We start from the raw sequence: 25,213 nt of genomic DNA, 5'->3' as shown, positions 1-25,213 counted from the left end.
TCGCTCGCTTACGGAACAAGGGAGTCTCCGTGAAGAACGCAGGACACAAGAACGCAGGGCAGTTGTCACGACGTCAGATCCTCTCCGCCGCCGGCTTCATCGGCCTCGCCACCCTCACCGGCTGCGGCAGCGGCGACGACGGCGGGGACAGCAAGGACCTGTCGAAGAAGCAGAACGGCGCGATGAAGGAGTACCGGGCCGGCCAGCAGTTCAAGGCGGCCAAACCGCTGTCCTTCTCGGTCCTGCACAACAACAACCCGGTCTACCCCCCGAAGGACAGCTGGCTCTTCTGGAAGGAACTCACCCAGCGCACCGGCATCACCCTGAAGCCGGTCGGCGTCCCCCTGAGCGACTACGAGAAGAAGCGCAGCCTGCTCATCGGCGCGGGCGACGCCCCGTTCCTGATCCCGAAGACGTACCACCCCGCGGAAGTCGCGTTCGTGTCGTCCGGCGCGGTCCTCCCGGTCAGCGACTACGTGCACCTGATGCCCAACTTCCAGGACAAGGTGCGCAAGTGGAAGCTGGAGCCCGAGCTCGACTCCATCCGGCAGTCCGACGGCAAGTACTACCTGCTCCCCGGCCTGCACGAGAAGGTCAAGTCCGGCTACTCGCTGTCCTTCCGCACGGACGTCCTCGACCGGCTCGGCCTGAGCCTGCCCACCACCTGGGACGAGGTGTACACCGTCCTCAAGGCGATCAAGGCCGAGTACCCCGACCGCTACCCCTTCACCGACCGCTGGAGCACCAACACCCCCTACCCCGCGGCCGCCTTGTTCAGCTACCTCGGCCAGGCGTTCGGGGTCCGGGCGGGCTGGACGTACGACAACATCAGCTGGGACGACAAGGCGCGGGAGTTCGTCTTCACCGGTGCGACGGACGGCTTCCGCCAGATGCTCGAGTACCTGAGAAAACTGGTCGACGAGAAGCTGATGGACCCCGAGAGCTTCACCCAGACCGACGACGACGCGGTGAAGAAGCTGCTGGCCGAGAAGGCCTTCGTGATCAGCGCCAACCCCCAGGAGCTGGTGCAGAACTACCGCTACAACCTGGAGAAGCAGGTCAAGGGCGCGCGGATCGAGATGATCCCGGTGCCGCTCGGCCCCGCCGGCCCGGTGGTCCTGGGCGGCGCCCGGCTGGAGAACGGTGTCATGGTCTCCAGCAAGGCGCTCAAGAGCGACAGCTTCGTCGCGATGATGCAGTTCGTGGACTGGCTGTGGTACTCGGACGAGGGTCAGCGGTTCGCCAAGTGGGGTGTGGAAGGCGTCACGTACACCTACGCCGACGGCCGGTACAAGCTGAAGGACGGCATCAGCCTCATGGGCTCCGCCCCGGACGCCCCGAAGGACCTGCAGAAGGACTACGGCTTCTTCAACGGCGTCTTCACCTACGGCGGCAGCTGGGCGCTGGTCTCCTCCTCCTTCAGCCCGGACGAGAAGAAGTTCCAGGACGTCATGGCGCAGCGGCAGGAACTGCCCATCGGCCCCGCGCACCCCCTGCAGTCCGTGGAGCAGGAGCAGGCCACCCTGTGGGAGACCCCGCTGCGGGACCACGTCACCCAGAACACGCTGAAGTTCGTCCTCGGCAAGCGCCCGCTGTCCGAGTGGGACGCGTACGTCTCCGAGCTGAAGGCGAAGAACATGGACCAGCTCGTCGGCCTGCACAACAAGGCGTACGAGCGCTACAAGAAGGAGAACGGGTGATCCGCGTCCCCGCAGAGGCGGCCGGCCGGCTCTCCGACGCCTGGCGGTACTCCGTCGGCACCGGCCGGATCGAACTCGCCCTGCGCCGCGACTACATCGACTCCCTGTCGCTGACACAGCGCGAGATCGGCTTCCGGCACATCCGCGGCCACGGCCTGCTCAGCGACGGCATGGGCGTGTACCGCCCGTACGACCACAAGGGCGCCCGCCGCGTCCACCACTCCTTCACCTACGTCGACCAGGTCGTCGACTCCTACCTCGCCCTCGGTATCCGTCCCTTCCTCGAACTCGGCTTCATGCCCGCCGAGTTGGCCTCCGGCGAGCAGACGGTGTTCTGGTGGCGCGGCAACGTCACCCCGCCCCGCTCGCACCAGGACTGGGCCGGCCTGGTCCGGGCCACGCTGCGCCATCTCGTCGACCGCTACGGCCTCGACGAGGTCCGCACCTGGCCGATCGAGGTGTGGAACGAGCCGAACCTCCCCGACTTCTGGCAGGGCGCGGACGAGAAGGCGTACCACCTGCTGTACGAGGTGACCGCGCACGCCGTGAAGGAGGTGGACGCGGACCTCCAGGTCGGCGGCCCGGCCATCTCGCCCGGCGCCGACGACTGGCTGGTCCGGTTCGCCGAGTTCACCGAGGACCGCGAGGTCCCCCTCGACTTCGTCTCCCGGCACGCCTACACCTCCGGACCGGCCCAGCACGTGCCCTTCGGGGTCCACCAGACGCTGGGCCCGGCGAGTGGTCTGCTGGAGCAGTTCGGCACCCCGCGACGACAGCTCCAGGGCACGCGACATGCCGAACTTCCCGTCCACATCACGGAGTTCAACTCGTCCTACCGCCCCGACAACCCCGTCCACGACACGGCCTTCCACGCCGCCTACCTGGCCCCGGTGCTCGCCGCCGGAGGGGACCTCGCCGACTCCTTCTCCTACTGGACCTTCAGCGACATGTTCGAGGAGATCGGCGTCCCCACCGCCCTCTTCCACGGCGGCTTCGGTCTGCTCACCCACCGGCAGGTGCGCAAACCGACGTACCACCTGTACGCCTTCATGGCCCGGATGGGCCCCGAGCGGCTCGCGCGCGGCCACGACCACCTCGTCACCCGCCACTCGGACGGCCGGGTGACCGTCCTGGCCTGGGCGCCTGTCGACCCGACCGGCGAGACGCCCGGCCCGGACCGGCACGACGTGCACCTGTCGATTCCGGTGGCGGCCCGGGGCGAGGCCTTCCTCCGGCGGTCGACCGTCGACGAGGAGCACGGCAACGCCTGCACCGCCTGGCGGCACATGGGCAGCCCGCGCTCCCCGAGAGCCGGTCAGCTGGACGTCCTGCACGAGGCCGCCGAGCCCGCCCGCAGCCACCGCCGACTGCCCCTGGCCGACGGCCGCGCCGACCTGCGCCTCACCCTGGCCCGCCACGAGATCACCCTCGTCGAGCTCACCCCGCTCACCGACGAGACCCCGCCCTGGTGGGACGAACGCCGGCTGCTCGGCGGGGAGGCGTCATGAGCACCGTACGCGGGCAACGGGAGGGTGGCGCCGGGAGAACCGTACGCACGGGCAAGGGGAGGGCGGCGTCATGAGCACCGTACGCACCGCGGACTTCGGCGCCGGCGCCCTCTCCCGCGCCGCCGCCCTCCTGCACACCGTCCTCACCGTCGAGGCCCTGCTCCTGGCCACCGCCGCGCCCGGCCTCGTCGGCCTGCTCCTGCTCGGCCCCGATCCCGCCAACCTGCCCCTCGCCGCCGTCTGCCTGCTGCCCCTCGGCCCGGCCGCCTCCGCCGCGGTCTACGCCCTGCACCACCGCAGCCGCGACCTCACCGACCTCCACCCGGCCCGCGTCTACCGGCGGGGCCTGCGCCTCAACGCCCTTCCCGCGCTGAAGCTGTGGACGCCCCTGCTGGCCTGGCTGACCGTGATCGCCTTCACCCTCACCCACTTCTCCGCCACCGGGCTCCCCGGCTGGTGGGCGGTGCTGCTCGGGGTGATCGGCGTGGCCTGCCTCCTGTGGGGCGCCCACGCCCTGCTCCTCACCTCGCTCTTCGCCTTCCGCGCCCGCGACACCGCCCGCCTCGCCGCGTACTTCCTGCTCCGGCAGGGCAGGGCCACCCTCGCCGCCACCTCCCTGCTCGTCCTGACCGGCGCCATGACCGCCCTGCTGACCGAGGCCCTGCCCGCCCTGCTCGCCGCCCCGCTGCTGCTCTCCCTGCTGCACGCAGGCCGCCCGGTGATCGCCGAGACCCAGGAGGACTTCACCGCATGACCGGACACGACGGCCACCTCCCGCGCACCGGCAAGATCCCCTACGGCGGTGACTACAACCCCGAACAGTGGCCGGAGGACATCTGGGACGAGGACCACCGCCTGTTCACCCAGGCCGGCGTCGACACCCTCACCGTCGGCGTCTTCTCCTGGTCACTCACCCAACCCGCCGAGGAGGTCTACGACTTCACCGTCCTCGACCGCGTCCTGGACCGAGCCGCAGCCGAGGGCCGCCAGGTCTGCCTCGCCACCGGCACCGCCGCCCTCCCGCCCTGGCTCGCGAAGAAGTACCCCGAGGTCAACCGCACCGACTTCGAGGGCCGCCGGCACCGCTACGGCCAGCGCCACAACTTCTGCCCCAGCTCACCCGCCTACCGCCGCCTGGCCACGGAGCTGGCCGCCCGCCTCGCCGAACGCTACGCGACCCACCCCGCGCTGCTCGCCTGGCACATCAACAACGAGTACGGCGGGGCCTGCTACTGCGACCTGTGCGCCGAGGCCTTCCGGGCCTGGCTGCGGACCACGTACGGCACCCTCGACGCCCTCAACGACGCCTGGTGCACCACCTTCTGGTCGCACCGCTACACCGACTGGGCCGAGATCGAACCCCCCAGCGCCCTCACCGAGCACTGGCGCGGCCCCGACCACACCGCGTTCCAGGGCACCACGCTCGACTACTTCCGCTTCACCACGGACGCCCTGCTCGGCTGCTTCCTCGCCGAGAAGGAGGTGATCCGCGCCCACGACCCGGAAACACCCGTCACCACCAACTTCATGGGCATGTTTCGCCCCCTCGACTACCACCGCTGGGCGCCCCACCTCGACTTCGCGGCCTGGGACAGCTACCCGCCCCTCGACGCCCCGCCCACCTGGCCTGCCCTGGCCCACGACCTGATCCGCGGCCTGAAGGACGGCGCCCCCTTCTGGCTGATGGAGCAGACACCGTCCACCACCGCCTGCCGCGACGTCAACCCGCTCAGGCGCCCCGGCGAACTGCGCCTGGCCACCTGGCAGGCCATCGCCCACGGCGCCGACGCCGCCCTGTACTTCCAGATGCGTGCCTCGCGCGGCGCCTGCGAGAAGTACCACGGGGCGGTCATCGGCCACGTGGGCCGCGACGACACCCGTGTCTTCCGTGAAGTGGCGGAGCTGGGCCGGGAGTTGCAGCTCCTGGGTGACATCAGTCTCGGCGCCCGCACCCCCGCCCGCACCGCCCTGCTCTTCGACTGGGACAGCTGGTGGGCCCTGGAGATCTCCGACGGTCCCTCCCGCCTCGTCCGCTACCAGGACACCGTGCACGCCTACTACCGGGCCGCCCGCGAGGCCGGCGCCGACGTGGACGTGATCCCGCAGACCGCCGACCTGACCACGTACGACGTGGTGCTCGCCCCCGTCCTGCACATGGTCAAGGGCGACCTGGCCACCCGCCTCGAAGCCGTCGCCGCGCGCGGCGGCACGGTCCTGACGACCTTCCTCTCCGGGCGTGTCGACGAACACGACCGGGCCTTCCCGACCGACGTCCCCGGCCCGCTCGCGCCGCTCATGGGCGTCCGCGTCGACGAATGGGACGCCCGTCCCCGGGAGTTCGCCCAGCCCGTCACCCTGGAAGACCCGGAGACGAACGCACGCCCGGTCTTCGAGACGGAAGCACGCCTCGTCTTCGAGATCGTGCTGCCGCGCGGCGCCGAGCCGGTCGGCACGTACGGCGCCGACTTCTACGCGGGCACCCCCGCCGTCACCCGCCACCGGTTCGGCGAGGGCGAGGGCTGGTACGTCGCCACCGCCCTCGACCAGCCGGGGGTCGACTGGGTCGTCCGCCGGATCCTCACCCGCCACGGCCTGCTCGGGCCGTACGCCGACCAGCCCACCGTGGAGACCGCCACCCGCGTCACCACGGACGGCATGCACCTGCTCTTCCTCCTCAACCACGCGCCGGTCACCGCCCATCTGTCCGCGCACGCCACCGGCACCGACCTGTTCACCGGCAAACGGGTGCGGCAGGGAGAATCCCTGGTCCTCGATCCCCTGGGCGTGGCGGTCCTGCAGTTCCTCAGTGGATGAGCCGCCCCCGTTCGTCCGGCACCCCCGACTTGCGGAAGAAGTAGCTGTTGATCTGGTCGCGCCACTCGCGCGCGCTGCGGAGCTGCTCCTCGTACCGCTCCGCGCCCCGCGCGTGGCGCGCCGGATCCACCAGTCCGGCGAGCCCCGCCCACACCCGCCTCGCCTCCTCCGCCTCCGCCACGCCCTCGAAGTGCGTGTCGTAGATGTGCTGGATCACGGTTTTCCCACTGTGCAGCACATGCCCGTACGGCACATGGTGGAAGAACAGCAGCAGCTCGTCGGGGCAGGTGGCCGGCGACTCGTACACCTCGGCCCACGGCTTGGCGTACTGCGCCGCGTAACCGGTACCGGTCGCCGCGCTCCGGTCGACGCCGACGCCGTCCCGGTCCGCGAAGTGGTAGGTCCCCCAGGGGCTGTACTCGTACCCGTCCACGCTCGGCCCGTAGTGGTGCCCCGGCTGCACCATGAAGCCCACCCCGAGCGGCGCCGTGTACTTCTCGTACGTCCGCCAGGAGCCGTGCAGCAGCGTGCGCAGGCCGGTGGCCAGCCGCTGCGGGGCGGACGGGAAGCTGAGGGCGATCCACTCGTCGAGGATCCGGTGCGGGTCGGCGACCGGCTGCCAGGCGAGCCGTCCGAAGGTGTACAGGTTCGCCTGGGCCAGCGGATGCCCGGTCCAGAACGGGTCGTCCCCCACGTTGGACACGGCGACCAGCCCACCCCGCGCCGACTCCCCTACGGCCACGCCCCCTTCGCCCTCCGGCCGGAACCGCAGCACCTCGCTCCACATCGGCCCGAGCCAGCACACGTGCCGCTGCTGTCCGGTGTACTCCTGCGTCGCCTGCACCTCCACCGCGAGCCGGGTCCGCGGCATCGCCCCGAGGACGGGTGAGACCGGCTCCCGCACCTGGAAGTCCATCGGCCCGTGCTTCACCTGGAGCACCGCGTTGTCCGCGAACTCCCCGTCCAGCGGGGCGAAATGGTCGTACGCGGCCCGCGCCCGGTCCGTCGTCCGGTCCCGCCAGTCCTGGTGGTGGTCGTACACGAACGCCCGCCAGTGGACCGTGCCGCCGTGCGGGGCGAGCGCGGCGGCGAGCATGTTCGCGCCGTCCGCGTGCGAGCGCCCGTAGGTGAAGGGCCCCGGCTGGCCCTCCGAGTCGGCCTTCACCACGAACCCGCCGAAGTCGGGGATCGCCGCGTACACCCGCGCGGCCGCCTCGGCCCACCACGCCCGCACCGCCTCGTCCAGCGGATCCGCCGTGGGCAGCCCGCCGAGAACGACCGGCGCCGCGAAGGTGACCGACAGATGCGTCCGGATCCCGTACGGCCGCAACACCCCCGCGATCCCGGCGACCTCACCGATCCGGTCGGTCAGCAGATGGGCCTCGGTCTCGTGCACGTTGACGTTGTTGACGGAGACGGCGTTGATCCCACAGGCCGCGAGCAGCCGCCCGTACGCCCGTACGCGCTGCCACTCCCCGCGCGAGCGCCCGTCCCGCCAGAACAGCGAACCGCCCGCGTACCCGCGCTCCACCTGCCCCATGACCGGATGCACGGCCACGTTGTCCCAGTGGTCCAGCATCCGCAGGGCGACGGCCGGCCGGTGCGCCTCGCGCGGGCACGCTCCCCGGAAGGCCTTCTCACCGAGCCGCACGACATGGAACAGGCCGTACAGCAGCCCGCGTCGGCCGGACGCCGTGACGGTGGTGGTTCCGTCGGCCCGCTCGTACGTGAACCCCTCGTCCCCGAGGTCGTCGTCGCCCTGACACAGCACGAGGTCGTGCGAGGTGCCCGTGCCGGCACCTCGTACGACCTCTCCGCCGAACTGCTCGCAGGCCTCGGCCACTTCACCGTGCACGGTCTCCACGAACGGCCCCGAGCCGCGGATCGACGTCCGCCGCTCGCCCAGCGGCCGGAACGCGTCCGGTGGCAGCCAGGCGGGATCGATTCCCTCGGGCAGGGTGGGCACGGACAGTGGCATGGGCCCCTCCGGTGGCTAGGCGATGGCCGCGCCGGTTCCGCGCGCGGCGCCGATGAGGTCGGTGAGGCCCGCGTCGTCGTAGACGGAGATGTCCACGGTCGCGCCCTCGGGGAGGTCGAAGTCCTGGACCGAGTGGTCGAGGACCGCCGTGGTGCCGGGCGGGGTGAAGGTGCCCAGGTCGTGGTACGTCCCCCCGGACGCGTACCCCACCTTGACGTAGTAGGTGTCACCGTCGTTGGCGGTGTCGTACACCCACAGTTTCTCGTCGTTCGGGTGGAACTCCACCTTGCCCACGAACGCACCGGAGTTGACGAGCTCCATCTTGACGGCGTAGCCGCCCGCGTCGTTCGCGAAGTAGGTGTTGTCGAACGGGTCGGTGAGGTTGCCGCCGCTGCACGGGCAGGTGTCGGTGTCGTAGTAGTACGAGCTGAACGTCGGGTTCGGACTGTACGCCTGTGCCGGAGCCGCCGTGGCGAACAGGGCCCCCGCGCCCAGCGCCGCACCCGCGAGCAGGCCTGTGAACCTTCTGATGACGCTCATCCCGCTTTCCCCCTCTTCGTCCCGGACCACCCGATGTTCCCGGGCGCTCGATCATTGTGGGACAGGCGTGAACGGCGAGTCAGCCTGCGATCGCCGCTGGTTACACGATCATGACAACAACTCGACTTCTGTGAGGGCGACTTCGCCGTCGAGCACCAACCGGTAGTGCCCGTACGTGCCCGGCCGTGCGACCGTGAACGCACGGGTCTGCCGGTCCCACCGGAAGGTCTCGCCCGAGCGCCGGTCGAGCTCGGTCCAGGTCCGGCCGTCGGACGAGCCCTGCAGGGCCCAACTCGCGGGCGCCTGCGTGCGGTCGGCGGAGGTCAGGGTGTACTGCACCGCCTCCGTGGCGGCGGTGACCGGCAGGCCGACCGTGCCCGACACGGTCGCCTCGGCCGCCGAGGTGTCGTCGAACAACGCGCCCTCGCCCTTCAGGGCGTCCTTCCGAGGCGCCGGCACCTTGTCGTCCCGGGTGATCGACACGGGCGCCGCGTCCTTCCCGCTGCCCCACGCCGACGGCTTCGGGCCCATGTCGAAGTCCAGGACCGCGCCCTTCGCCAGCAGCGAGTGGGGGAGTGAAGTCGACGTCCAGGGGCGGCCGTCGACCTTCAGGCCCTGCACGTACACGTTCCGCGCGCTGTTCTTCGGCGCCCGGATCACCAGGTCCGCGCCGTTCTCCAGGTGGACGGTCGCCTTGGTGAACAGCGGGGAGCCGACGGCGTACTCGCCGCTGCCCATCACCAGCGGATAGAAGCCGAGCGCGGAGAACAGGTACCAGGCCGACTGCTCACCGTTGTCCTCGTCGCCGTGGTAACCCTGCCCGATCGCGCTGCCGGTGTAGAGCCGCGCGAGCACCTCGCGGACCCTGGCCTGCGCCTTCCAGGGCTGACCGGCCGCGTCGTACATGTAGATCGCGTGGTGGGCGACCTGGTTGGAGTGCCCGTACATGCCCATCCGCACGTCCCGCGCCTCCGTCATCTCGTGGATGACCCCGCCGTAGGAGCCCACGAACTCGGGGGAGGCGGTCTCCGGGGTGGCGAAGTAGGTGTCGAGCTTCTTCGCCAGGCCGTCGCGGCCGCCGTACAGGTTGGCCAGGCCCCGGCTGTCCTGCGGGGCGGTGAAGGCGTAGCCCCAGCCGTTGGTCTCGGTGTAGTCGTAGCCCCACACGCGCGGGTCGTAGGCGGCCGACGGCACACGCCAGTCGCCCTGGTCGTCCCGGCCCTGGAAGAAGCCGGCCCGCGCGTCGAAGAGGTGGACGTACCCCCGCGCCCGGTTGAGGAAGTAGTCCGCCTCCTCCTGATAGCGCCTCTCGCCCGTCTTCCGGTACAGCGCCTGGCCCATCCGGGCGATGCCGTAGTCGTTGAGGTAGCCCTCCAGCGCCCAGGACAGCCCCTCGTGGGTGGAGGTGCTCGTGTAGCCCAGGAAGGGGGAGGTCGCCATGCCCTTGCGGCCCACGCCCGACGTCGGCGGCACGACCGTCGCGTTCTTCACCGCCGCCTCGTACGCCGCCTTCGCGTCGAGGCCGACGCCCTTGACGTAGGCGTCCGCGAAGGCCACGTCCGAGGAAGTGCCGGTCATCAGGTCGGCGTACCCGGGCGAGGACCAGCGCGAGGTCCAGCCGCCGTCCTTGTAGTGCTGCACGAACCCGTCGGCGAGCGCGCCCGCCTGAGTGGGCGTCAGGAGCGAGTACGCCGGCCAGGTCGTCCGGTAGGTGTCCCAGAAGCCGTTGTTGACGTACACCTTGCCGTCGACGATCTTCGCGCCGGTGTGCGTCGGGGTGTCGGGCCCCGTCATCGGCGAGAAGGGAGACGCGTACTTGTACGCCGAACCAACCTTCTCGGAACCGGAGTTGGGGTACAGGTACAACCGGTACAGGCTGGAGTACAGCGTCGTGAGCTGGTCCGGTGTCGCGCCCTCGACCTCCACCCTGCCGAGCAGCTTGTCCCACTGCCGCTGCGCCCGCGACTTCACCGTCTCGAAGTCCATGTCCGCCGGAATCTCCTGGCGGAGGTTGTCGCGGGCCTGGTCGACGCTGATGAGGGAGGTCGCCAGGCGCAGGGTGACCGTCCGGTCGGCGCCCGCGTCGAAGCGCAGCCAGCCCTTGACGCCGCTCGACGCCCCGTCCGTCACCGGCGCGTCGAACTCGCCGTACACGAAGAGCCGGGTCGCGCCGGTCGACAGCCCGGACTTGACGTCCGAGTAGCCGGTTACGACGCCTTTCTCCCGGTCGAGCGTCAGCCCGGCCTGGTCGGTGACGTTGTCGAAGACGACGCTCGCGTCCGATCCCGGATAGGTGAAGCGCAGCGCGGCCGCATGGTCGGTCGGCGCCATCTCGGCCGTGAGACCGTTTTCGAAACGCACTCCGTAGGAGTACGGCCGCGCGGTCTCGTTCGCGTGGCGGAACGGCAGCGCCCGCGCCGCCCGCCCGGTGTCGGGCACGCCGGCCGCGGCGGACGGCATCACCTGGAACGTCTGCCGGTCGCCCATCCACGGACTCGGTTCGTGACTCGCGCTGAACGCCTGGATCGTGGGCAGGTTGTCGGCGTTGTTCCCGCGCGCGTAGTCGTACAGCCAGCCGAGCGTGGAGGCGTTGGTCACCGGCGTCCAGAAATTGAAGCCGTGCGGCACGGCGGTCGCCGGGAAGGTGTTGCCGCGCGAGAAGCTCCCGCTGGAGTTCGTGCCGCGGGTGGTCACCGCGTAGTCCGAGAGATGGGCCTTCGGCGCCTCGGGCGCGGCCGTCCGCAGCGTGATGTCGTCCACCCAGCCCCGGAACCGCGCGGGGCCACCGGGGGAGTCGTACGCCACCAGGATCCGGTCGACCGTCTTGCCGGCCGCCACCGATCCGATCCCCGCCACCACGTCGTTCCACTGGTTGGCGTACAGCACCTTCGCCGCACCCTGCCCCCGCGGCGACAGCGGGAACCCGTACTGGTCGCTCGCCCCGAGCCCGCTCAGATACGTGCCGTCCGTGAAGGCCAGATCGACCGACACGTTCGTCGCCGCGTAGTCCCGGTCCCCCTCGGCCATCGCCGGGAAGATCCGGTACGCCAACCGCGTCCGCGAGCCGACCCGCACGTTCACGTCGAAGACCTTGTTGTACGAGTACCCGCGCCCGGAGGCGGTGTGGCGCCCGGCGTAGCGCAGGGCCCGCAGGCCGGTGAAGCCGGCGCGTGCCTTCGCGGTGGGGGAGCCGCTCGGGCCGCGGTCGACGACGGTGAGCATGTCCGGCGGTACGGGACCACCGCTGCCGCCCGTGCCGAAGCGCACGTCGGCGAGCTGGAGGATCCCGGCGCCGTGGTTCTTCGTGACCTCCAGCCGGAAGTGGCGGTAGGCGGCCGGGGCCACGAGGGTGTACGTCTTCGTCTGGAACCGCTCGGCGAAGGACTCACCCGAGCGGGTGTCGAGGGTCGTCCAGGTGGTGCCGTCGGTCGAGCCGGCGAGGGTCCAGTCCGCGGGGTCGCGTTCGGCGAAGTCGTTGGCCGAGGTGAGCGCGTAGGTGGTGACGGCCGCCGGTTCGGGGAGGTCGAACTCGGCCCAGCCGGTCGCCGCGAAGGTGAGCCACTTGGTGCCCGCCTCACCGTCGACGAGGTTCTCCTTCACCTCGCCGCCGGCCGAGTTCTCCGCGCTGGCCCGGACGTCCGTCACACGGTCGGTCACCTCGCCGGGGAGCCCGCCGCCGTAGCCGCCGTCGACGCCCGAGGCGCGCTTGCCGCCGCCCGGTGCCGTCTCGACGGTGCTCTGCCAGTCGGGGGCGGGTTGGCCGGTTTCGAAGGACGACGCGAACTCCCGCTCGGCGACCGGGACTCGGGGCGGCAGTGCGACGGCCGTTCCCGGTGTGCCGGCCGTCATGACGAGGGCGGCCGCGAGAACGACCGCCCGGACCCATCGGAACCGCTGCATGCGTGAGCACCCTCCCCGCCCCGGACAACGTTGTCCCCTGCTGTCCCTCTGATCGCGCAGGAATCAGTAGGTGGCCAAGTGGCAACCGATGTCAAGGTTGCCGATTGCGCCACGGGGGGCTCATGTCGTGCGGTTTTCCGGCAGGGCGCCCACAAGCGGCCCATATTTCCCCGAGGTCTCAACTCGGAAAAGACCCATGGCCAACTTTGCGTTCGATCTTGCTCCGTCGGCAAGAAATGGACTATACCTGTCGGCAATTCACGCGATCCGCGCGACCCTGCTTGACCTACCGCGGTGCCGGTGAGGATCCGGTTCACCGCCTGAGTCCTGGAGAAGGCGAGGACTTGAGCATGGGATCCACTTCTGCTTCCGACGCGTCCGAAAGCCGCGGTTCTGAAGGTGTCGGCCGCCGTGATCTGATCAAGCGGTCCGTGGCACTCGGCCTGATCTCCGTCCCCACGATGAGTTTCCTGTCCGCCTGCGCCAGCAGTGGGGGAGGCGGCGAGGGGGACAAGGCCAAGGCCGGCCAGAAAACCGAGAAGAACCCACTCGGTGTCAACGACACCGCGCAGATGGAATTCGTGCTGTTCGACGGCGGTTTCGGCAAGGCGTACGCCGAGGACGCCGTGAAGATCTACGAGAAGAACTTCCCCAAGGTCAAGGTGAAGTTCTCGGCCACCCAGAAGATCCAGTCCGTGCTCCAGCCCCGCTTCAACCAGGGCACCCCGCCCGACCTCATCGACAACTCCGGTGCCGAGCAGATGGACATGGGCGTCCTGGTCGGCAAGAACCAGCTCGCCGACCTCACCCCGCTGCTCGACGCCCCCTCCTACGACGACCCGAACAAGAAGGTCCGCGACACGCTGCGCCCCGGCATCGTGGAGATGGGCCAGTTCGACGGCGACCCCGTCTGGATCCTGTACTACGCCTACACCGTGTACGGCGTCTGGTACTCGCAGAAGGCCCTGGACTCGCTGGACGCCACGTATCCCGAGACCTGGGACGAGATGCTCGCGGTCTGCGAGAAGGCCAAGAAGAAGGGCATCGCCGGCTGGACATATGCGGGCAAGTACCCGTATTACCTTCCCTTCTCGCTGTACCCGATGATCGCCAAGGTCGGGGGCCGCGAAGTCCTCGACGCCATCGACAACCTGGAGCCCAAGGCCTGGGAGCACCCGGCGGTCAAGGCGTGTTTCGAGGCGTACTACGAGCTCTACAGGAAGGGCTACATCCTCCGGGGCACCCCGGGCCTGGACCACATCCAGTCGCAGACCGCGTGGGCCAAGGGCAAGGCCCTGTTCATCCCCAACGGCTCCTGGGTGGAGAACGAGTCGGCGAACGTCATCCCCGCCGACTTCGATCTGGCCGTCTCCGCGCCCACCGGCATCGACAGCTCCGACAAGATGCCGTTCGGCACCATCTGGGCCTCCGGCGGCGAGCCGTTCATCGTGCCGGACAAGGCGAAGAACGCGGCGGGCGGCATGGAGCAGCTGCGCATCATGCTCAGCGAGGCGTCCTCGAAGAACTTCACCTCCAAGGTGAAGTCGCTGACCGCGTACAACGGCGGCACCGACGGGATCACCCTCACCCCCGGCCTCAAGTCGGGTGTCGCCGCGCTGGAGAAGGCCGGCGAGAACGTGGTGAATCCGCGTATGCAGGACTGGTACGTGCAGTTGCAGAAGGAGAAGATCGGGGTGTCGGGGCTCGGCGAGATGATGGCCGGCCGCCTCACCCCGGCCGAGGCCGTCAAGAAGATCCAGGGCTTCGCCGACGAGACCGCGAAGGACACCTCGATCAAGCACTACAAGCACCAGTAACCGGCATTCTCACGGCACCGGAGTGGCGATGCAGCACGGCAAGTACCGGTTCATCGTGGGGTTTCTGGCGCTGCCCCTGGGACTGTACGCGCTCTTCGTGGTCTGGCCGTTCATCCAGTCCATCTACTACTCGTTCACGGACTGGACCGGTCTGAGCCCCGAATTCAAGATGGTCGGCCTGGACAATTACCGGAGGATGCTGGACGACGAGATCTTCTGGAAGTCCTTGCAGCACAGCTTGATGTTCGCGGTCGTGCTGCCGCTGGTGACGATCGGTCTGGCGCTGTTCTTCGCCTTCATGATCAATGTCGGTGGGCGGAGAAGGAAGGGCGGCCCGGTGATTTCCGGGGTCCGGGGCTCCTCCTTCTACAAGATCGTGTATTTCTTCCCGCAGGTGCTGTCGATCGCCATCGTCGCGTTGTTGTTCGCCTTCGCGTACAACCCCGACAGCGGCGCCGTCAACTCGCTCCTGCGGGGGGTCGGTCTGGACGGTGTCCAGCCGTTGTGGCTGGGCGATCCGGACCTCGCGCTGTGGTGCGTGATGGCGGTGCTCGTCTGGTCCACGGTCGGCTTCTTCGTGGTCCTGTTCTCCGCCGGCATGGCGTCGATCCCGGCGGACCTGTACGAGGCGGCGCTGCTCGACGGCGCGAACCGCGCCACCACCTTCTTCCGCGTCACCCTGCCGCTGCTGTGGGACACCGTGCAGTCCGGCTGGGTCTACCTGGGCATCCTCGCGCTCGGCGCGGAGTCGTTCGCGGTCGTGCAGATCATGACGACCGGGCCCGGCGGTCCCGACTACTCGACCACCGTCATGGTCCTGTACGTGTACCAGAAGGCGTTCCGTGACGGTCAGGCCGCCTACGCCACCACCATCGGTGTCGCCCTGCTCATCGTGACGCTGGCCTTCGCCGCGGTCGTGATGCGGCTGGGGCGGCGCGAGCGGCTGGAGTACTGATCATGAAGACGACGGAGTCCCCCGCGCCCCTGCCGGCCGAGTCCGGCGTGCCCGTCACCAAGGTCGACGTACCGGCCCCGCAGCAGCGCGCGGGGAGGACGGAGGGCAAGGTCCTCAACGTCTTCTCGCACGGCATCCTCGTCCTCTGGGCGGTCATGGTGGTGCTGCCGCTGCTGTGGGCGGTGATGACCTCCTTCAAGGACGACAGTTCCATCTTCGGCTCGCCGTGGTCGCTGCCGGACGAGCTGCACTTCGACAACTGGTCGCGGGCCTGGACCGAGGCCAACATGAGCGACTACTTCCTCAACACCGTGCTGGTGGTGGGCGGTTCGCTCGTCGGCACGCTGGTCCTGGGCTCGATGGCGGCGTACGTCCTCGCCCGGTTCGACTTTCCGGGCAACCGCTTCATCTACTACCTCTTCATCGGCGGCATGAGCTTCCCGATCATGCTGGCGCTGGTCCCGCTGTTCTACGTCGTGAACAACATGGGACTGCTGAACACGATCCACGGCCTGATCCTCGTCTACATCGCGTACTCGCTGCCGTTCACGGTGTTCTTCCTCACGGCGTTCTTCCGCACGCTGCCCACCTCGGTGGCGGAGGCGGCGTTCGTCGACGGCGCCTCGCACAGCCGGACGTTCTTCCAGATCATGCTGCCGATGGCCAAGCCCGGCCTGATCAGCGTCGGCATCTTCAACTTCCTGGGCCAGTGGAACCAGTACGTGCTCCCGACGGTCCTCAACACCGACCCCGACAAGCGCGTCCTTACCCAGGGCCTGGTCCAGCTGGCCGTCAGCCAGGGCTACAAGGGCGACTGGTCGGGCCTCTTCGCGGGCCTGGTGATGGCGATGCTGCCGGTCCTGGCCGCGTACATCGTCTTCCAGCGGCAGGTGGTGCAGGGGTTGACAGCGGGGGCGCTGAAGTAAACCTCACGTCTTCAGGCGGCGTACGCGGATTCCCGGGGCAGCGGGGTCGGCGTGCGCCGCTTTTCATCATGTTCCGTCCACTTTGTATGCTTTGCGCGCCGCCTCCTGGCCTGACTTCCGCAACGCCCCGCACCCGCCCCCGCACACCCCGCTACCCCGGGCGGAGTCACCGCGCGTCCGTGTGTTCGACCACGCGGATACTGTTCAACCTCTTGACGGGAGGCAACCCGAACAGCTCAGCTTAGAGTTCACTAGTTGGACATAGACGGGGCCTCATTGAAGCGGTCCCGCGCGCAGGAGGTCGTCGTGGAGACTCCGGGGTCGCAGTCGTCGCTGCACCGAGCCAACCTGGAGCGAGTCGTACGCGCCGTGCGTCTGGCCGGGTCCCTCACGCAGGCGGAGATCGCCCGGACGACCGGTCTGTCGGCGGCCACCGTCTCCAACATCGTGCGCGAGCTCAAGGACGGCGGAACCGTCGAGGTCACGCCCACCTCGGCCGGTGGCCGCAGGGCTCGCAGCGTCTCCCTCAGTGGTGACGCCGGCATCGTCATCGGGGTCGATTTCGGCCACACCCACCTCCGTGTCGCCGTCGGCAACCTCGCCCACCAGGTCCTCGCGGAGGAGTCCGAGCCACTGGATGTGGACGCCTCCTCGACCCAGGGCTTCGACCGGGCGGAACAGCTGGTCAACCGCCTGATCGAGGCCACGGGGGTCGACCGTACGAAGATCGCCGGGGTGGGCCTCGGCGTGCCCGGGCCGATCGATCTGGAGTCCGGCACGCTCGGTTCCTCGGCCATCCTGCCCGGCTGGATCGGCACCAGACCCGCCGAGGAGCTGAGGGGCCGCCTCGGCGTGCCCGTGCACGTGGACAACGACGCCAACCTGGGTGCCCTCGGTGAGCTGGTCTGGGGCAGCGGCAAGGGTGTGCGTGATCTTGCTTACATCAAGGTCGCGAGCGGTGTCGGCGCCGGTCTGGTGATCGACGGGAAGATCTACCGCGGGCCGGGCGGAACCGCAGGAGAAATCGGACATATTACACTCGACGAATCCGGCCCTGTCTGCCGCTGTGGCAACCGGGGCTGCCTGGAGACCTTCACGGCCGCGCGCTATGTGCTTCCGCTGCTCCAGTCCAGTCACGGCACGGACCTGACGATGGAAGGCGTCGTGCGGCTGGCCAGGGACGGAGACCCGGGCTGCCGTCGGGTGATCGCCGATGTCGGCCGTCACATCGGCAGTGGAGTCGCCAACCTCTGCAACCTGCTGAACCCGAGCCGGGTGGTCCTCGGCGGTGATCTCGCCGAGGCCGGTGAGCTGCTGCTCGGGCCGGTCAGGGAGTCCGTCGGCCGCTACGCGATCCCCAGCGCGGCGCGTCAACTCTCCGTTCTCCCGGGGGCGCTCGGGGGCCGCGCGGAGGTGCTCGGAGCGCTCGCTCTCGCCCTCAGCGAGATGGGTGATTCGACCCTTTTGGACAGCACTCTGCACGCCGCCGCACCCGCCTTCACTTAGAGAACGAATGACCCCGTTGCCATCTCGTTAAGTATTTACTTCTTGACGTCGCACGTGTGGCCGAGTTGACTTCCTGCCACCTCGGCCGCAGCGTTGCGGCCCTGTCAGGGAGGCACACCCCACATGAACGCAACGATGCGTAGAGTCGTGATCGGCGCCACCGCCGTGTCCATGGCCCTGTCGATCGCCGCTTGCGGCAAGGCCGGCGACGACAAGGACGACTCCGGCAGCAGCTCGGACAGCAAGTCCATCGGCCTGCTGCTGCCCGACACCGTCACCGCGCGCTACGAGAAGTTCGACAAGCCGTACTTCGAGGCCAAGGTCAAGGAGCTGTGCTCCGACTGTGACGTCCAGTACGCGAACGCCGCGGCCGACCCGGCCAAGCAGGCCCAGCAGATGAGCAGCATGGTGACCAAGGGTGTGAAGGTCATCGTGGTCTCCGCCCAGGACTCCGCCGCGATCAAGTCCTCCATCAAGTCCGCGGTGGACAAGGGCGTCAAGGTCGTCGCGTACGACCGCCTCGCCCAGGGCCCCGTCTCGGCCTACGTCTCCTTCGACAACGTCAAGGTCGGCGAGCTCCAGGGCCAGGCCCTGCTCGACGCCCTCGGCGCCAAGGCGACCGCCAAGTCCAAGGTCGTCATGATCAACGGCGACGACGCCGACCCGAACGCCGCCCAGTTCAAGGAAGGCGCCCACAAGGTCCTCGACGGCAAGGTCGACATCGCCTACGAGCAGTCCGGCCTGTGGAAGGACACCGTCGCCGCCCAGAAGATGTCCGCGGCGATCACGCAGCTGGGCGCCAAGAACATCGCGGGCGTCTACGCCGCCAACGACGGCATGGCCGGTGGTATCGCCAACACCCTCAAGGGTGCGAAGATCAGCAACATCCCGCTGACCGGTCAGGACGCCGAGCTCGCGGCCATCCAGCGGATCGTCGCCGGCACCCAGTCCGCCACGGTGTACAAGGCCTACAAGCCCGAGGCCGACACCGCCGCCGAGCTCGCGGTCAACCTGCTGCAGGGCAAGGACATCAAGTCCCTGACCAACACGACGCTGACCAGCGGCTCCGGCGACAAGGTGGCCTCGAAGCTGCTGACGCCGGTGTCGGTCACCAAGGCCAACATCAAGGACACGGTCGTCAAGGACGGTCTGTACACGGCCGCGGACATCTGCACCGCCGAGTACGCCGCCGCCTGCAAGGCCGCCGGTCTGCAGTAAGCACGCGCACCCCGCGTAACCCGGTCCGGGTCCCGGTGAGGGACTCGGGCCCAGACCGCCGAGCGGTCCCGCGAGACCCCGCCGACGCCTGCCCCACCTTCACACCCCGCTGCCGGGGCGGGCGTCGGACGGAACCGTTGCCAAGCGCAGCGGATTCGCGCATGTTCATCTTGTAAACCTCGTGCGGACACCAAGGGTGCCCGCACGTCCCACCGCGCACACCCCCAAGCGCGGCATCCCCGCCGGTCAGGCGGCGAAGGAGATGGTTCACGTGTCCGCTACGCCCGTGCTGGCGTTGCGCGGAGTCTCCAAGCGATTCGGTGCGGTGCAGGCACTCACCGATGTCGATCTGGAGGTCCACGCCGGAGAAGTGGTCGCCCTGGTGGGCGACAACGGCGCAGGTAAGTCGACCCTGGTCAAGACGATCGCGGGTGTCCACCCCATCGATGAGGGCGTCATCGAGTGGGAGGGCAAGCCGGTCAGCATCACCAAGCCGCACGACGCCCAGGGACTCGGCGTCGCGACGGTCTACCAGGACCTCGCGCTCTGCGACAACCTCGACGTGGTGGGCAACCTCTACCTCGGCCGCGAGCTGCTGCACCGGGGCGTCATCGACGAGGTGACGATGGAGAAGAACGCCCGCGAGCTGCTGTCCACGCTCTCCATCCGCATCCCGAGCGTGCGCATCCCGATCGCGAGCCTCTCCGGCGGTCAGCGTCAGGTCGTCGCCATCGCCCGCGCCCTGATCGGCGACCCGAAGGTCGTCATCCTCGACGAGCCCACCGCCGCCCTCGGCGTCGAGCAGACCGCTCAGGTCCTCGACCTGGTCGAGCGGCTGCGCGAGCGCGACCTCGGCGTCATCCTCATCAGCCACAACATGGCCGACGTCAAGGCGGTCGCGGACACCGTCGCCGTTCTGCGCCTGGGCAAGAACAACGGCTCCTTCTCCGTGAAGGACACCAGCCACGAAGAGATCATCGCCGCGATCACGGGTGCCACGGACAACGCCGTGACCCGTCGTGCGGGGCGGCGCACCGCGGAGGCGGCACAGTGAGCGACACCTCGAAGACCGTGAAGAGCGATTCCCCGGAGCCGGAGAAGGCCACGACGGCCACGAAGGCCGGCAAGACCGAAGGCGTGGTCGAGAAGCAGGCCACCGTGGCGCCCGCCGACGACCCCACGGCCGCGCCGGTCGCCGTCGTCGACCCGCGTCTGCTGGTCCGCGAAGAGGGCCTCAAGGGCTACGTCACCGAGTTCAAGCGCAAGGTGAAGGGCGGCGAGCTGGGCTCGCTGCCGGTGGTCATCGGCCTGATCGTCATCTGGACGATCTTCCAGCTGCAGAACGACCGCTTCCTGAGCGCCGACAACCTCTCGAACATCAGCTACTACCTGTCGGCCACCGGCATGCTCGCCATCGGCCTGGTGTTCGTCCTGCTGCTCGGCGAGATCGACCTGTCCGTCGGTTCGGTCAGCGGTCTGGCCTCCACCCTGTTCGCCGTGTTCGTGGTGAACCAGGGCATGAACGCCTGGTTGTCGCTGCTCCTGGCGATCCTCACCGGTATTGCCATCGGCGCGCTGCACGGCTGGTTCTTCGCCAAGATCGGCGTACCCGCGTTCGTCGTCACCCTGGCCGGCTTCCTCGGCTGGAACGGTCTGATGCTGTGGCTGCTGGGCGACAGCGGCACGATCAACATCCCGTCCGACTCGGGCCCGGTCCACCTGCTCGGCCAGAGCTCCTTCTTCATGGACCAGGCCATCATCGGCGCCTACCTGCTGGCCGGCCTCGCCGTCGTGCTCTCCCTCGTCGGCAACTTCAACGAGCAGCGCCGCCGCCGGGCCGCGGGCGTTCCGTTCCGGCCGACCAGCGAGATCCTGCTGCGCGTCGGTGCCCTCGCCGTCGCGTCCTTCGTCGCCGCCGCCGTGCTCAACGACTCGGCCGGTGTCTCCAACGCGCTGGTGATCTTCCTGGCGGCGCTCGTGATCGTCGACTTCGTCCTGCGGCGTACGACGTACGGCCGCCAGGTGTTCGCGGTCGGTGGCGGTATCGAGGCGGCCCGCCGTGCCGGTATCAACGTGCCGATGGTCCGCATCACCGTGTTCGCCATCTCCGGTGGCTTCGCGGCGGTCGGCGGTATGTTCTTCGCCGGTCAGACCGCGAGCGCGACGCTCAGCGCCGGTGGCGGCAACACCCTGATGCTCGCCATCGCGGCGGCCGTCATCGGTGGCACCAGCCTCTTCGGCGGCCGCGGTACCGTCTGGTCCGCCCTCCTGGGCATGCTGGTCATCCAGTCCATCCAGACCGGCCTGGACCTGCTGAACATGAACACCTCGATCCAGTACATGATCACCGGTGGTGTTCTGCTCGGTGCGGTGGTCATCGACTCCGTCTCCCGCAAGAGCCAGAAGGCCGCCGGCCGGGGTTAGCGGTTCGCGGTGGCGCCGTTCGGGGTGCGGTGCGTCTGCGGGTGACCCGCCGTCGTGGCTGGTCGCGCCCACGCGGCGGAGCCGCATATCGATACAGCCCCGCGCCCCTAGAGGCTCGTTGCGGTCCCCTTCTTTGCCCGGTACCCGCGCGGTACCGGGCAAAGGCGTGTCATAGGGGAGGCCCATCCTGGGTACCGCCGTTGCGTGATGGATCACGTACGGGCCCGGCGCTGGGCGCTGGGGCGGAACATTAGACTCGATGCGCCCGGAAACAGCTCGATCAGCTCTACTGCAAGGAGGCACGGGTGCCGCTGCTGACCCGCATCAGGGGACCGCGCGATCTGGACCGGCTCAGCCTGGAGGAGCTGGACCAGCTGGCAGGGGAGATCCGGAGCTTCCTGGTCGACGCCGTCTCCAAGACCGGCGGCCACCTCGGCCCCAACCTCGGTGTGGTCGAGCTCACCATCGCCCTGCACCGCGTCTTCGAGTCGCCGAAGGACAAGGTGCTGTGGGACACGGGCCACCAGTCCTACGTGCACAAGCTGCTCACCGGGCGGCAGGACTTCGCCAAGCTGAAGATGAAGGGCGGCCTGTCCGGCTACCCCTCGCAGGCCGAGTCCGAGCACGACGTCATCGAGAACAGCCACGCCTCCACGGTGCTCGGCTGGGCCGACGGCATCGCCAAGGCCAACCAGCTCCTCGAACGCGACAGCCATGTCGTCGCCGTGATCGGTGACGGGGCGCTGACCGGCGGTATGGCCTGGGAGGCGCTGAACAACATCGCCGAGGCCAAGGACCGCCCGCTCGTCATCGTCGTCAACGACAACGAGCGGTCGTACGCCCCGACCATCGGCGGTCTCGCCAACCACCTGGCGACGCTGCGCACGACCGACGGCTACGAGCGCTTCCTGACCCGGACGAAGGAGATCCTCGACCGCACGCCGGTCGTCGGAAAGCCGCTGTACGAGACCCTGCACGGCGCCAAGAAGGGCCTCAAGGACTTCATCGCGCCGCAGGGGATGTTCGAGGACCTCGGGCTGAAGTACGTCGGACCGATCGACGGGCACGACATCGAGGCCCTGGAGTCGGCGCTGGCCCGCGCCAAGCGGTTCGGCGGGCCCGTCATCGTGCACTGCCTCACCGAGAAGGGCCGCGGCTACCAGCCCGCCCTCCAGGACGAGGCCGACCGCTTCCACGCCGTCGGCAAGATCCACCCGGACACCGGTCTGCCGATCTCCAGCTCCGGCGCCGACTGGACCTCCGTCTTCGGCGACGAGATGGTCAAGCTCGGCGAGGAGCGCAAGGACATCGTCGCCATCACCGCGGCCATGCTCCAGCCCGTCGGACTCGACAAGTTCGCCAAGGCCTTCCCCGAGCGGGTCTACGACGTCGGCATCGCCGAGCAGCACGGCGCCGTCTCCGCGGCGGGTCTCGCGCACGCGGGCGTGCACCCCGTCTTCGCCGTGTACGCCACCTTCCTCAACCGCGCCTTCGACCAGGTCCTGATGGACGTCGCCCTCCACAAGTGCGGAGTGACGTTCGTCCTGGACCGGGCCGGCATCACCGGCACCGACGGCGCCTCCCACAACGGCATGTGGGACATGTCGATCCTCCAGGTCGTGCCGGGGCTCAGGCTGGCCGCGCCGCGTGACGCCGACCAGGTGCGCGCACAGCTCCGCGAGGCCGTGGAGGTCGACGACGCGCCGACCGTCGTCCGCTTCTCCAAGGGCGCCGTCGGCCCCGCCGTACCCGCCGTGGGACGCGTCGGCGGGATGGACGTGCTGCGTGAGCCGGGGACGGACCGACCCGACGTGCTGCTCGTCTCCGTGGGCGCCCTGGCGCCGATGTGCCTGGAGATCGCGGGTCTGCTCGACCAGCAGGGCATCTCCACCACCGTCGTCGACCCGCGCTGGGTCAAGCCCGTCGACGAGGCCATGGCCCCGCTCGCCGAGCGGCACCGTGTCGTCGTCACCGTCGAGGACAACTCCCGCGTCGGCGGCGTCGGCTCCGCGATCGCCCAGACCCTGCGCGACGCCGGCGTCGACATCCCGCTGCGCGACTTCGGCATCCCGCCGCGCTTCCTCGACCACGCCTCCCGCGCCGAGGTCATGGCCGAGATCGGCCTCACCGCCCCCGACATCGCCCGCCAGGTCACCGGCCTGGTCTCCAAGCTGGACGGGCGGTTCGCCGGCACGGCGGCGGAGGTCGACTCCGTGGAGCCCGCCCGCGACTGACATGCCCGACCGGGCCGGTTGTGCCACCGTGAGGAGTGGCGCAACCGGCCTTTTTGCGTGAGACAAGCCCGCGCCGGGGCATACGCACTACGCCCCCTCTCGATCATGTCGAGGACGACGCAGCGTGGGAGGTAAGCCCGTGAGCAGCACTCTCTTCCGGACGAAGAAGGTCGAACAGTCCATCCTCGATACCGAGGAACCCGAGCACGCGCTCAAGAAAACCTTGTCCGCACTCGATCTGACCGTCTTCGGCGTCGGTGTCATCATCGGCACCGGCATCTTCGTCCTCACCGGCACGGTGGCCAAGAACAACGCCGGTCCCGCCGTCGCACTGGCCTTCGTGGTGTCCGGTGTCGTCTGCGCGCTCGCCGCGCTCTGCTACGCCGAGTTCGCCTCCACCGTCCCGGTGGCGGGCTCCGCGTACACGTTCTCGTACGCCTCCCTCGGGGAACTGCCCGCCTGGATCATCGGCTGGGACCTGGTCCTGGAGTTCGCGCTGGGCACGGCGGTGGTCGCCGTCGGCTGGTCCGGCTACATCCATTCGCTCATGGACAACGCGGGCTGGCAGCTGCCCGCCGCGCTGGGCAGCCGGGAGGGCGCCGACGGCTTCGGCTTCGACATCCTCGCCGCCGCGCTGGTCCTCATCCTCACCTGCATCCTCGTGATCGGGATGAAGCTGTCCGCGCGGGTCACCTCGGTCGTCGTCGCCATCAAGGTCACGGTCGTCCTCGTGGTGATCATCGCGGGCGCCTTCTTCATCAAGGCCGCCAACTACGACCCGTTCGTCCCGAAGGCGCAGACCGTGGAGGCCGGCAGCAGCCTCGACGCCCCGCTGATCCAGCTCATGTTCGGCTGGGCGCCCTCCAACTTCGGTGTGATGGGCATCTTCACCGCCGCCTCGGTCGTCTTCTTCGCCTTCATCGGCTTCGACGTGGTGGCCACGGCCGCCGAGGAGACCAGGAACCCGCAGCGGGACATGCCGCGCGGCATCCTCGGTTCCCTTTTCATCTGCACCGCCCTCTACGTCCTGGTGTCGATCGTCGTGACCGGCATGCAGCACTACAGCCGGCTGTCCGTGGACGCCCCGCTCGCCGACGCCTTCAAGGCCACCGGGCACCCCTGGTACGCGGGCTTCATCAGCTTCGGCGCCGCGGTCGGTCTGACCACGGTCTGCATGATCCTGCTCCTGGGCCAGACCCGCGTCTTCTTCGCGATGAGCCGCGACGGACTGCTGCCCCGCTTCTTCTCCCACGTCCACCCGCGGTTCAGGACCCCGCACCGGCCGACCATCCTGCTCGGTGTGGTCATCGCGATCCTCGCCGGTTTCACGCCCCTGACCGAACTCGCCGCCCTGGTCAACATCGGCACACTGTTCGCCTTCGTCGTCGTGGCCATCGGCGTGATCATCCTCCGGAAGACCCGCCCCGACCTGCACCGGGCCTTCCGCACCCCGTGGGTGCCGGTCATCCCGATCCTGTCGGTGGCCGCCTCCCTGTGGCTGATGATCAACCTGCCGGCCGAAACCTGGGTCCGCTTCGGCATCTGGATGGCGGCCGGCTTCGTCGTCTACTTCCTCTACGGTCGCTCCCACAGCCGTCTGGGCCGCCACCACGAGACCACGGTCGAACAGGTGGTCAAGGGCGAACCCGGCGTGGACTGACCGACGCCCTTCCCGGCCTCCGGCCCTGTACGT

At 69.2% G+C, this 25,213-nt stretch carries 16 protein-coding genes; 13 read left to right on the top strand and 3 right to left on the bottom strand.

Annotated features, from left to right (window positions below):
- Nucleotides 1-29 precede the first annotated feature (29 nt).
- The 4 genes from IE263_RS21645 (at nucleotide 30) to IE263_RS21630 (ending at nucleotide 6,022) form a co-directional block, all read left to right on the top strand.
- Nucleotides 30-1,700, top strand: coding sequence for an ABC transporter substrate-binding protein (locus IE263_RS21645; RefSeq protein WP_229911089.1), 1,671 nt, complete (start codon nucleotides 30-32; stop codon nucleotides 1,698-1,700).
- A complete protein-coding gene (locus IE263_RS21640; protein ID WP_189939130.1) occupies nucleotides 1,697-3,208 on the top strand; it encodes a GH39 family glycosyl hydrolase in 1,512 nt (503 codons plus the stop codon). The genes IE263_RS21645 and IE263_RS21640 overlap by 4 nt, the downstream gene beginning before the upstream one ends.
- A 70-nt stretch (nucleotides 3,209-3,278) precedes the next feature.
- Nucleotides 3,279-3,962, top strand: a complete 684-nt coding sequence (locus tag IE263_RS21635) for a hypothetical protein (protein ID WP_189939112.1) — start codon at nucleotides 3,279-3,281, stop codon at nucleotides 3,960-3,962.
- Nucleotides 3,959-6,022 carry a beta-galactosidase gene (locus IE263_RS21630; protein WP_189939110.1) on the top strand — a complete coding sequence of 688 codons (2,064 nt, stop codon included), beginning with the start codon at nucleotides 3,959-3,961 and terminating at the stop codon, nucleotides 6,020-6,022. The genes IE263_RS21635 and IE263_RS21630 overlap by 4 nt, the downstream gene beginning before the upstream one ends.
- On the opposite strand, the gene IE263_RS21625 is transcribed toward IE263_RS21630, so the two are convergent.
- The 3 genes from IE263_RS21625 to IE263_RS21615 all read right to left on the bottom strand — a co-directional run bounded on the left by IE263_RS21625 (nucleotide 6,012) and on the right by IE263_RS21615 (nucleotide 12,440).
- Nucleotides 6,012-8,000, bottom strand: a complete 1,989-nt coding sequence (locus IE263_RS21625) for an alpha-glucuronidase (RefSeq protein WP_189939109.1) — start codon at nucleotides 7,998-8,000, stop codon at nucleotides 6,012-6,014. The genes IE263_RS21630 and IE263_RS21625 overlap by 11 nt on opposite strands.
- A 15-nt stretch (nucleotides 8,001-8,015) precedes the next feature.
- Nucleotides 8,016-8,540 (bottom strand): hypothetical protein, encoded by a 525-nt coding sequence (locus IE263_RS21620; RefSeq protein ID WP_189939107.1) that lies wholly within the window; start codon nucleotides 8,538-8,540, stop codon nucleotides 8,016-8,018.
- A gap of 108 nt (nucleotides 8,541-8,648) precedes the next feature.
- Complete coding sequence (locus tag IE263_RS21615) at nucleotides 8,649-12,440, bottom strand: GH92 family glycosyl hydrolase (protein ID WP_373312040.1); 3,792 nt, start codon at nucleotides 12,438-12,440, stop codon at nucleotides 8,649-8,651.
- A 350-nt stretch (nucleotides 12,441-12,790) separates the two neighbouring features.
- Here IE263_RS21615 and ngcE point away from each other — a divergent pair, with 350 nt between their 5' ends.
- The 9 genes from ngcE (at nucleotide 12,791) to IE263_RS21570 (ending at nucleotide 25,180) form a co-directional block, all read left to right on the top strand.
- Nucleotides 12,791-14,257: an N-acetylglucosamine/diacetylchitobiose ABC transporter substrate-binding protein gene (gene ngcE, locus IE263_RS21610; protein ID WP_189939105.1), complete on the top strand. Its 1,467-nt coding sequence runs from the start codon at nucleotides 12,791-12,793 to the stop codon at nucleotides 14,255-14,257.
- A gap of 28 nt (nucleotides 14,258-14,285) precedes the next feature.
- Nucleotides 14,286-15,212 (top strand): carbohydrate ABC transporter permease, encoded by a 927-nt coding sequence (locus IE263_RS21605; RefSeq protein WP_189939103.1) that lies wholly within the window; start codon nucleotides 14,286-14,288, stop codon nucleotides 15,210-15,212.
- Nucleotides 15,213-15,214: 2 nt separating this feature from the next.
- Nucleotides 15,215-16,138 (top strand): carbohydrate ABC transporter permease, encoded by a 924-nt coding sequence (locus IE263_RS21600; RefSeq protein ID WP_189939101.1) that lies wholly within the window; start codon nucleotides 15,215-15,217, stop codon nucleotides 16,136-16,138.
- A 306-nt stretch (nucleotides 16,139-16,444) separates the two neighbouring features.
- Nucleotides 16,445-17,644 (top strand): ROK family transcriptional regulator, encoded by a 1,200-nt coding sequence (locus IE263_RS21595; RefSeq protein WP_189939099.1) that lies wholly within the window; start codon nucleotides 16,445-16,447, stop codon nucleotides 17,642-17,644.
- 123 nt (nucleotides 17,645-17,767) lie between these two features.
- Nucleotides 17,768-18,862 carry a sugar ABC transporter substrate-binding protein gene (locus tag IE263_RS21590; protein ID WP_373312039.1) on the top strand — a complete coding sequence of 365 codons (1,095 nt, stop codon included), beginning with the start codon at nucleotides 17,768-17,770 and terminating at the stop codon, nucleotides 18,860-18,862.
- Nucleotides 18,863-19,124: 262 nt separating this feature from the next.
- Nucleotides 19,125-19,916, top strand: a complete 792-nt coding sequence (locus IE263_RS21585) for an ATP-binding cassette domain-containing protein (protein ID WP_189939546.1) — start codon at nucleotides 19,125-19,127, stop codon at nucleotides 19,914-19,916.
- Nucleotides 19,913-21,286, top strand: a complete 1,374-nt coding sequence (locus IE263_RS21580; protein ID WP_373312038.1) for a sugar ABC transporter permease — start codon at nucleotides 19,913-19,915, stop codon at nucleotides 21,284-21,286. The genes IE263_RS21585 and IE263_RS21580 overlap by 4 nt, the downstream gene beginning before the upstream one ends.
- Before the next feature lie 305 nt (nucleotides 21,287-21,591).
- Nucleotides 21,592-23,520, top strand: coding sequence for a 1-deoxy-D-xylulose-5-phosphate synthase (gene dxs / locus IE263_RS21575; protein WP_189939091.1), 1,929 nt, complete (start codon nucleotides 21,592-21,594; stop codon nucleotides 23,518-23,520).
- A gap of 139 nt (nucleotides 23,521-23,659) precedes the next feature.
- A complete protein-coding gene (locus IE263_RS21570) occupies nucleotides 23,660-25,180 on the top strand; it encodes an amino acid permease (protein WP_189939089.1) in 1,521 nt (506 codons plus the stop codon).
- Nucleotides 25,181-25,213: the final 33 nt, after the last annotated feature.

The organism is Streptomyces aurantiogriseus (assembly GCF_014649375.1).
Taxonomy (GTDB): Bacteria; Actinomycetota; Actinomycetes; order Streptomycetales; family Streptomycetaceae; genus Streptomyces; species Streptomyces aurantiogriseus.
Note: the sequence above shows the minus strand (reverse complement) of the source record. Positions and strands in the feature narration are given on the sequence as shown.

Bases quoted from the DNA above. Each gene is read 5' to 3' on its own strand.
- IE263_RS21635 (WP_189939112.1), top strand. From the start codon at position 3,279: ATGAGCACCGTACGCACCGCGGACTTCGGCGCCGGCGCCCTCTCCCGC.
- IE263_RS21630 (WP_189939110.1), top strand. From the start codon at position 3,959: ATGACCGGACACGACGGCCACCTCCCGCGCACCGGCAAGATCCCCTAC.
- IE263_RS21625 (WP_189939109.1), bottom strand. From the start codon at position 8,000: ATGCCACTGTCCGTGCCCACCCTGCCCGAGGGAATCGATCCCGCCTGG.
- IE263_RS21620 (WP_189939107.1), bottom strand. From the start codon at position 8,540: ATGAGCGTCATCAGAAGGTTCACAGGCCTGCTCGCGGGTGCGGCGCTG.
- IE263_RS21615 (WP_373312040.1), bottom strand. From the start codon at position 12,440: ATGCAGCGGTTCCGATGGGTCCGGGCGGTCGTTCTCGCGGCCGCCCTC.
- ngcE (WP_189939105.1), top strand. From the start codon at position 12,791: ATGGGATCCACTTCTGCTTCCGACGCGTCCGAAAGCCGCGGTTCTGAA.
- IE263_RS21605 (WP_189939103.1), top strand. From the start codon at position 14,286: ATGCAGCACGGCAAGTACCGGTTCATCGTGGGGTTTCTGGCGCTGCCC.
- IE263_RS21600 (WP_189939101.1), top strand. From the start codon at position 15,215: ATGAAGACGACGGAGTCCCCCGCGCCCCTGCCGGCCGAGTCCGGCGTG.
- IE263_RS21590 (WP_373312039.1), top strand. From the start codon at position 17,768: ATGAACGCAACGATGCGTAGAGTCGTGATCGGCGCCACCGCCGTGTCC.
- IE263_RS21585 (WP_189939546.1), top strand. From the start codon at position 19,125: ATGGTTCACGTGTCCGCTACGCCCGTGCTGGCGTTGCGCGGAGTCTCC.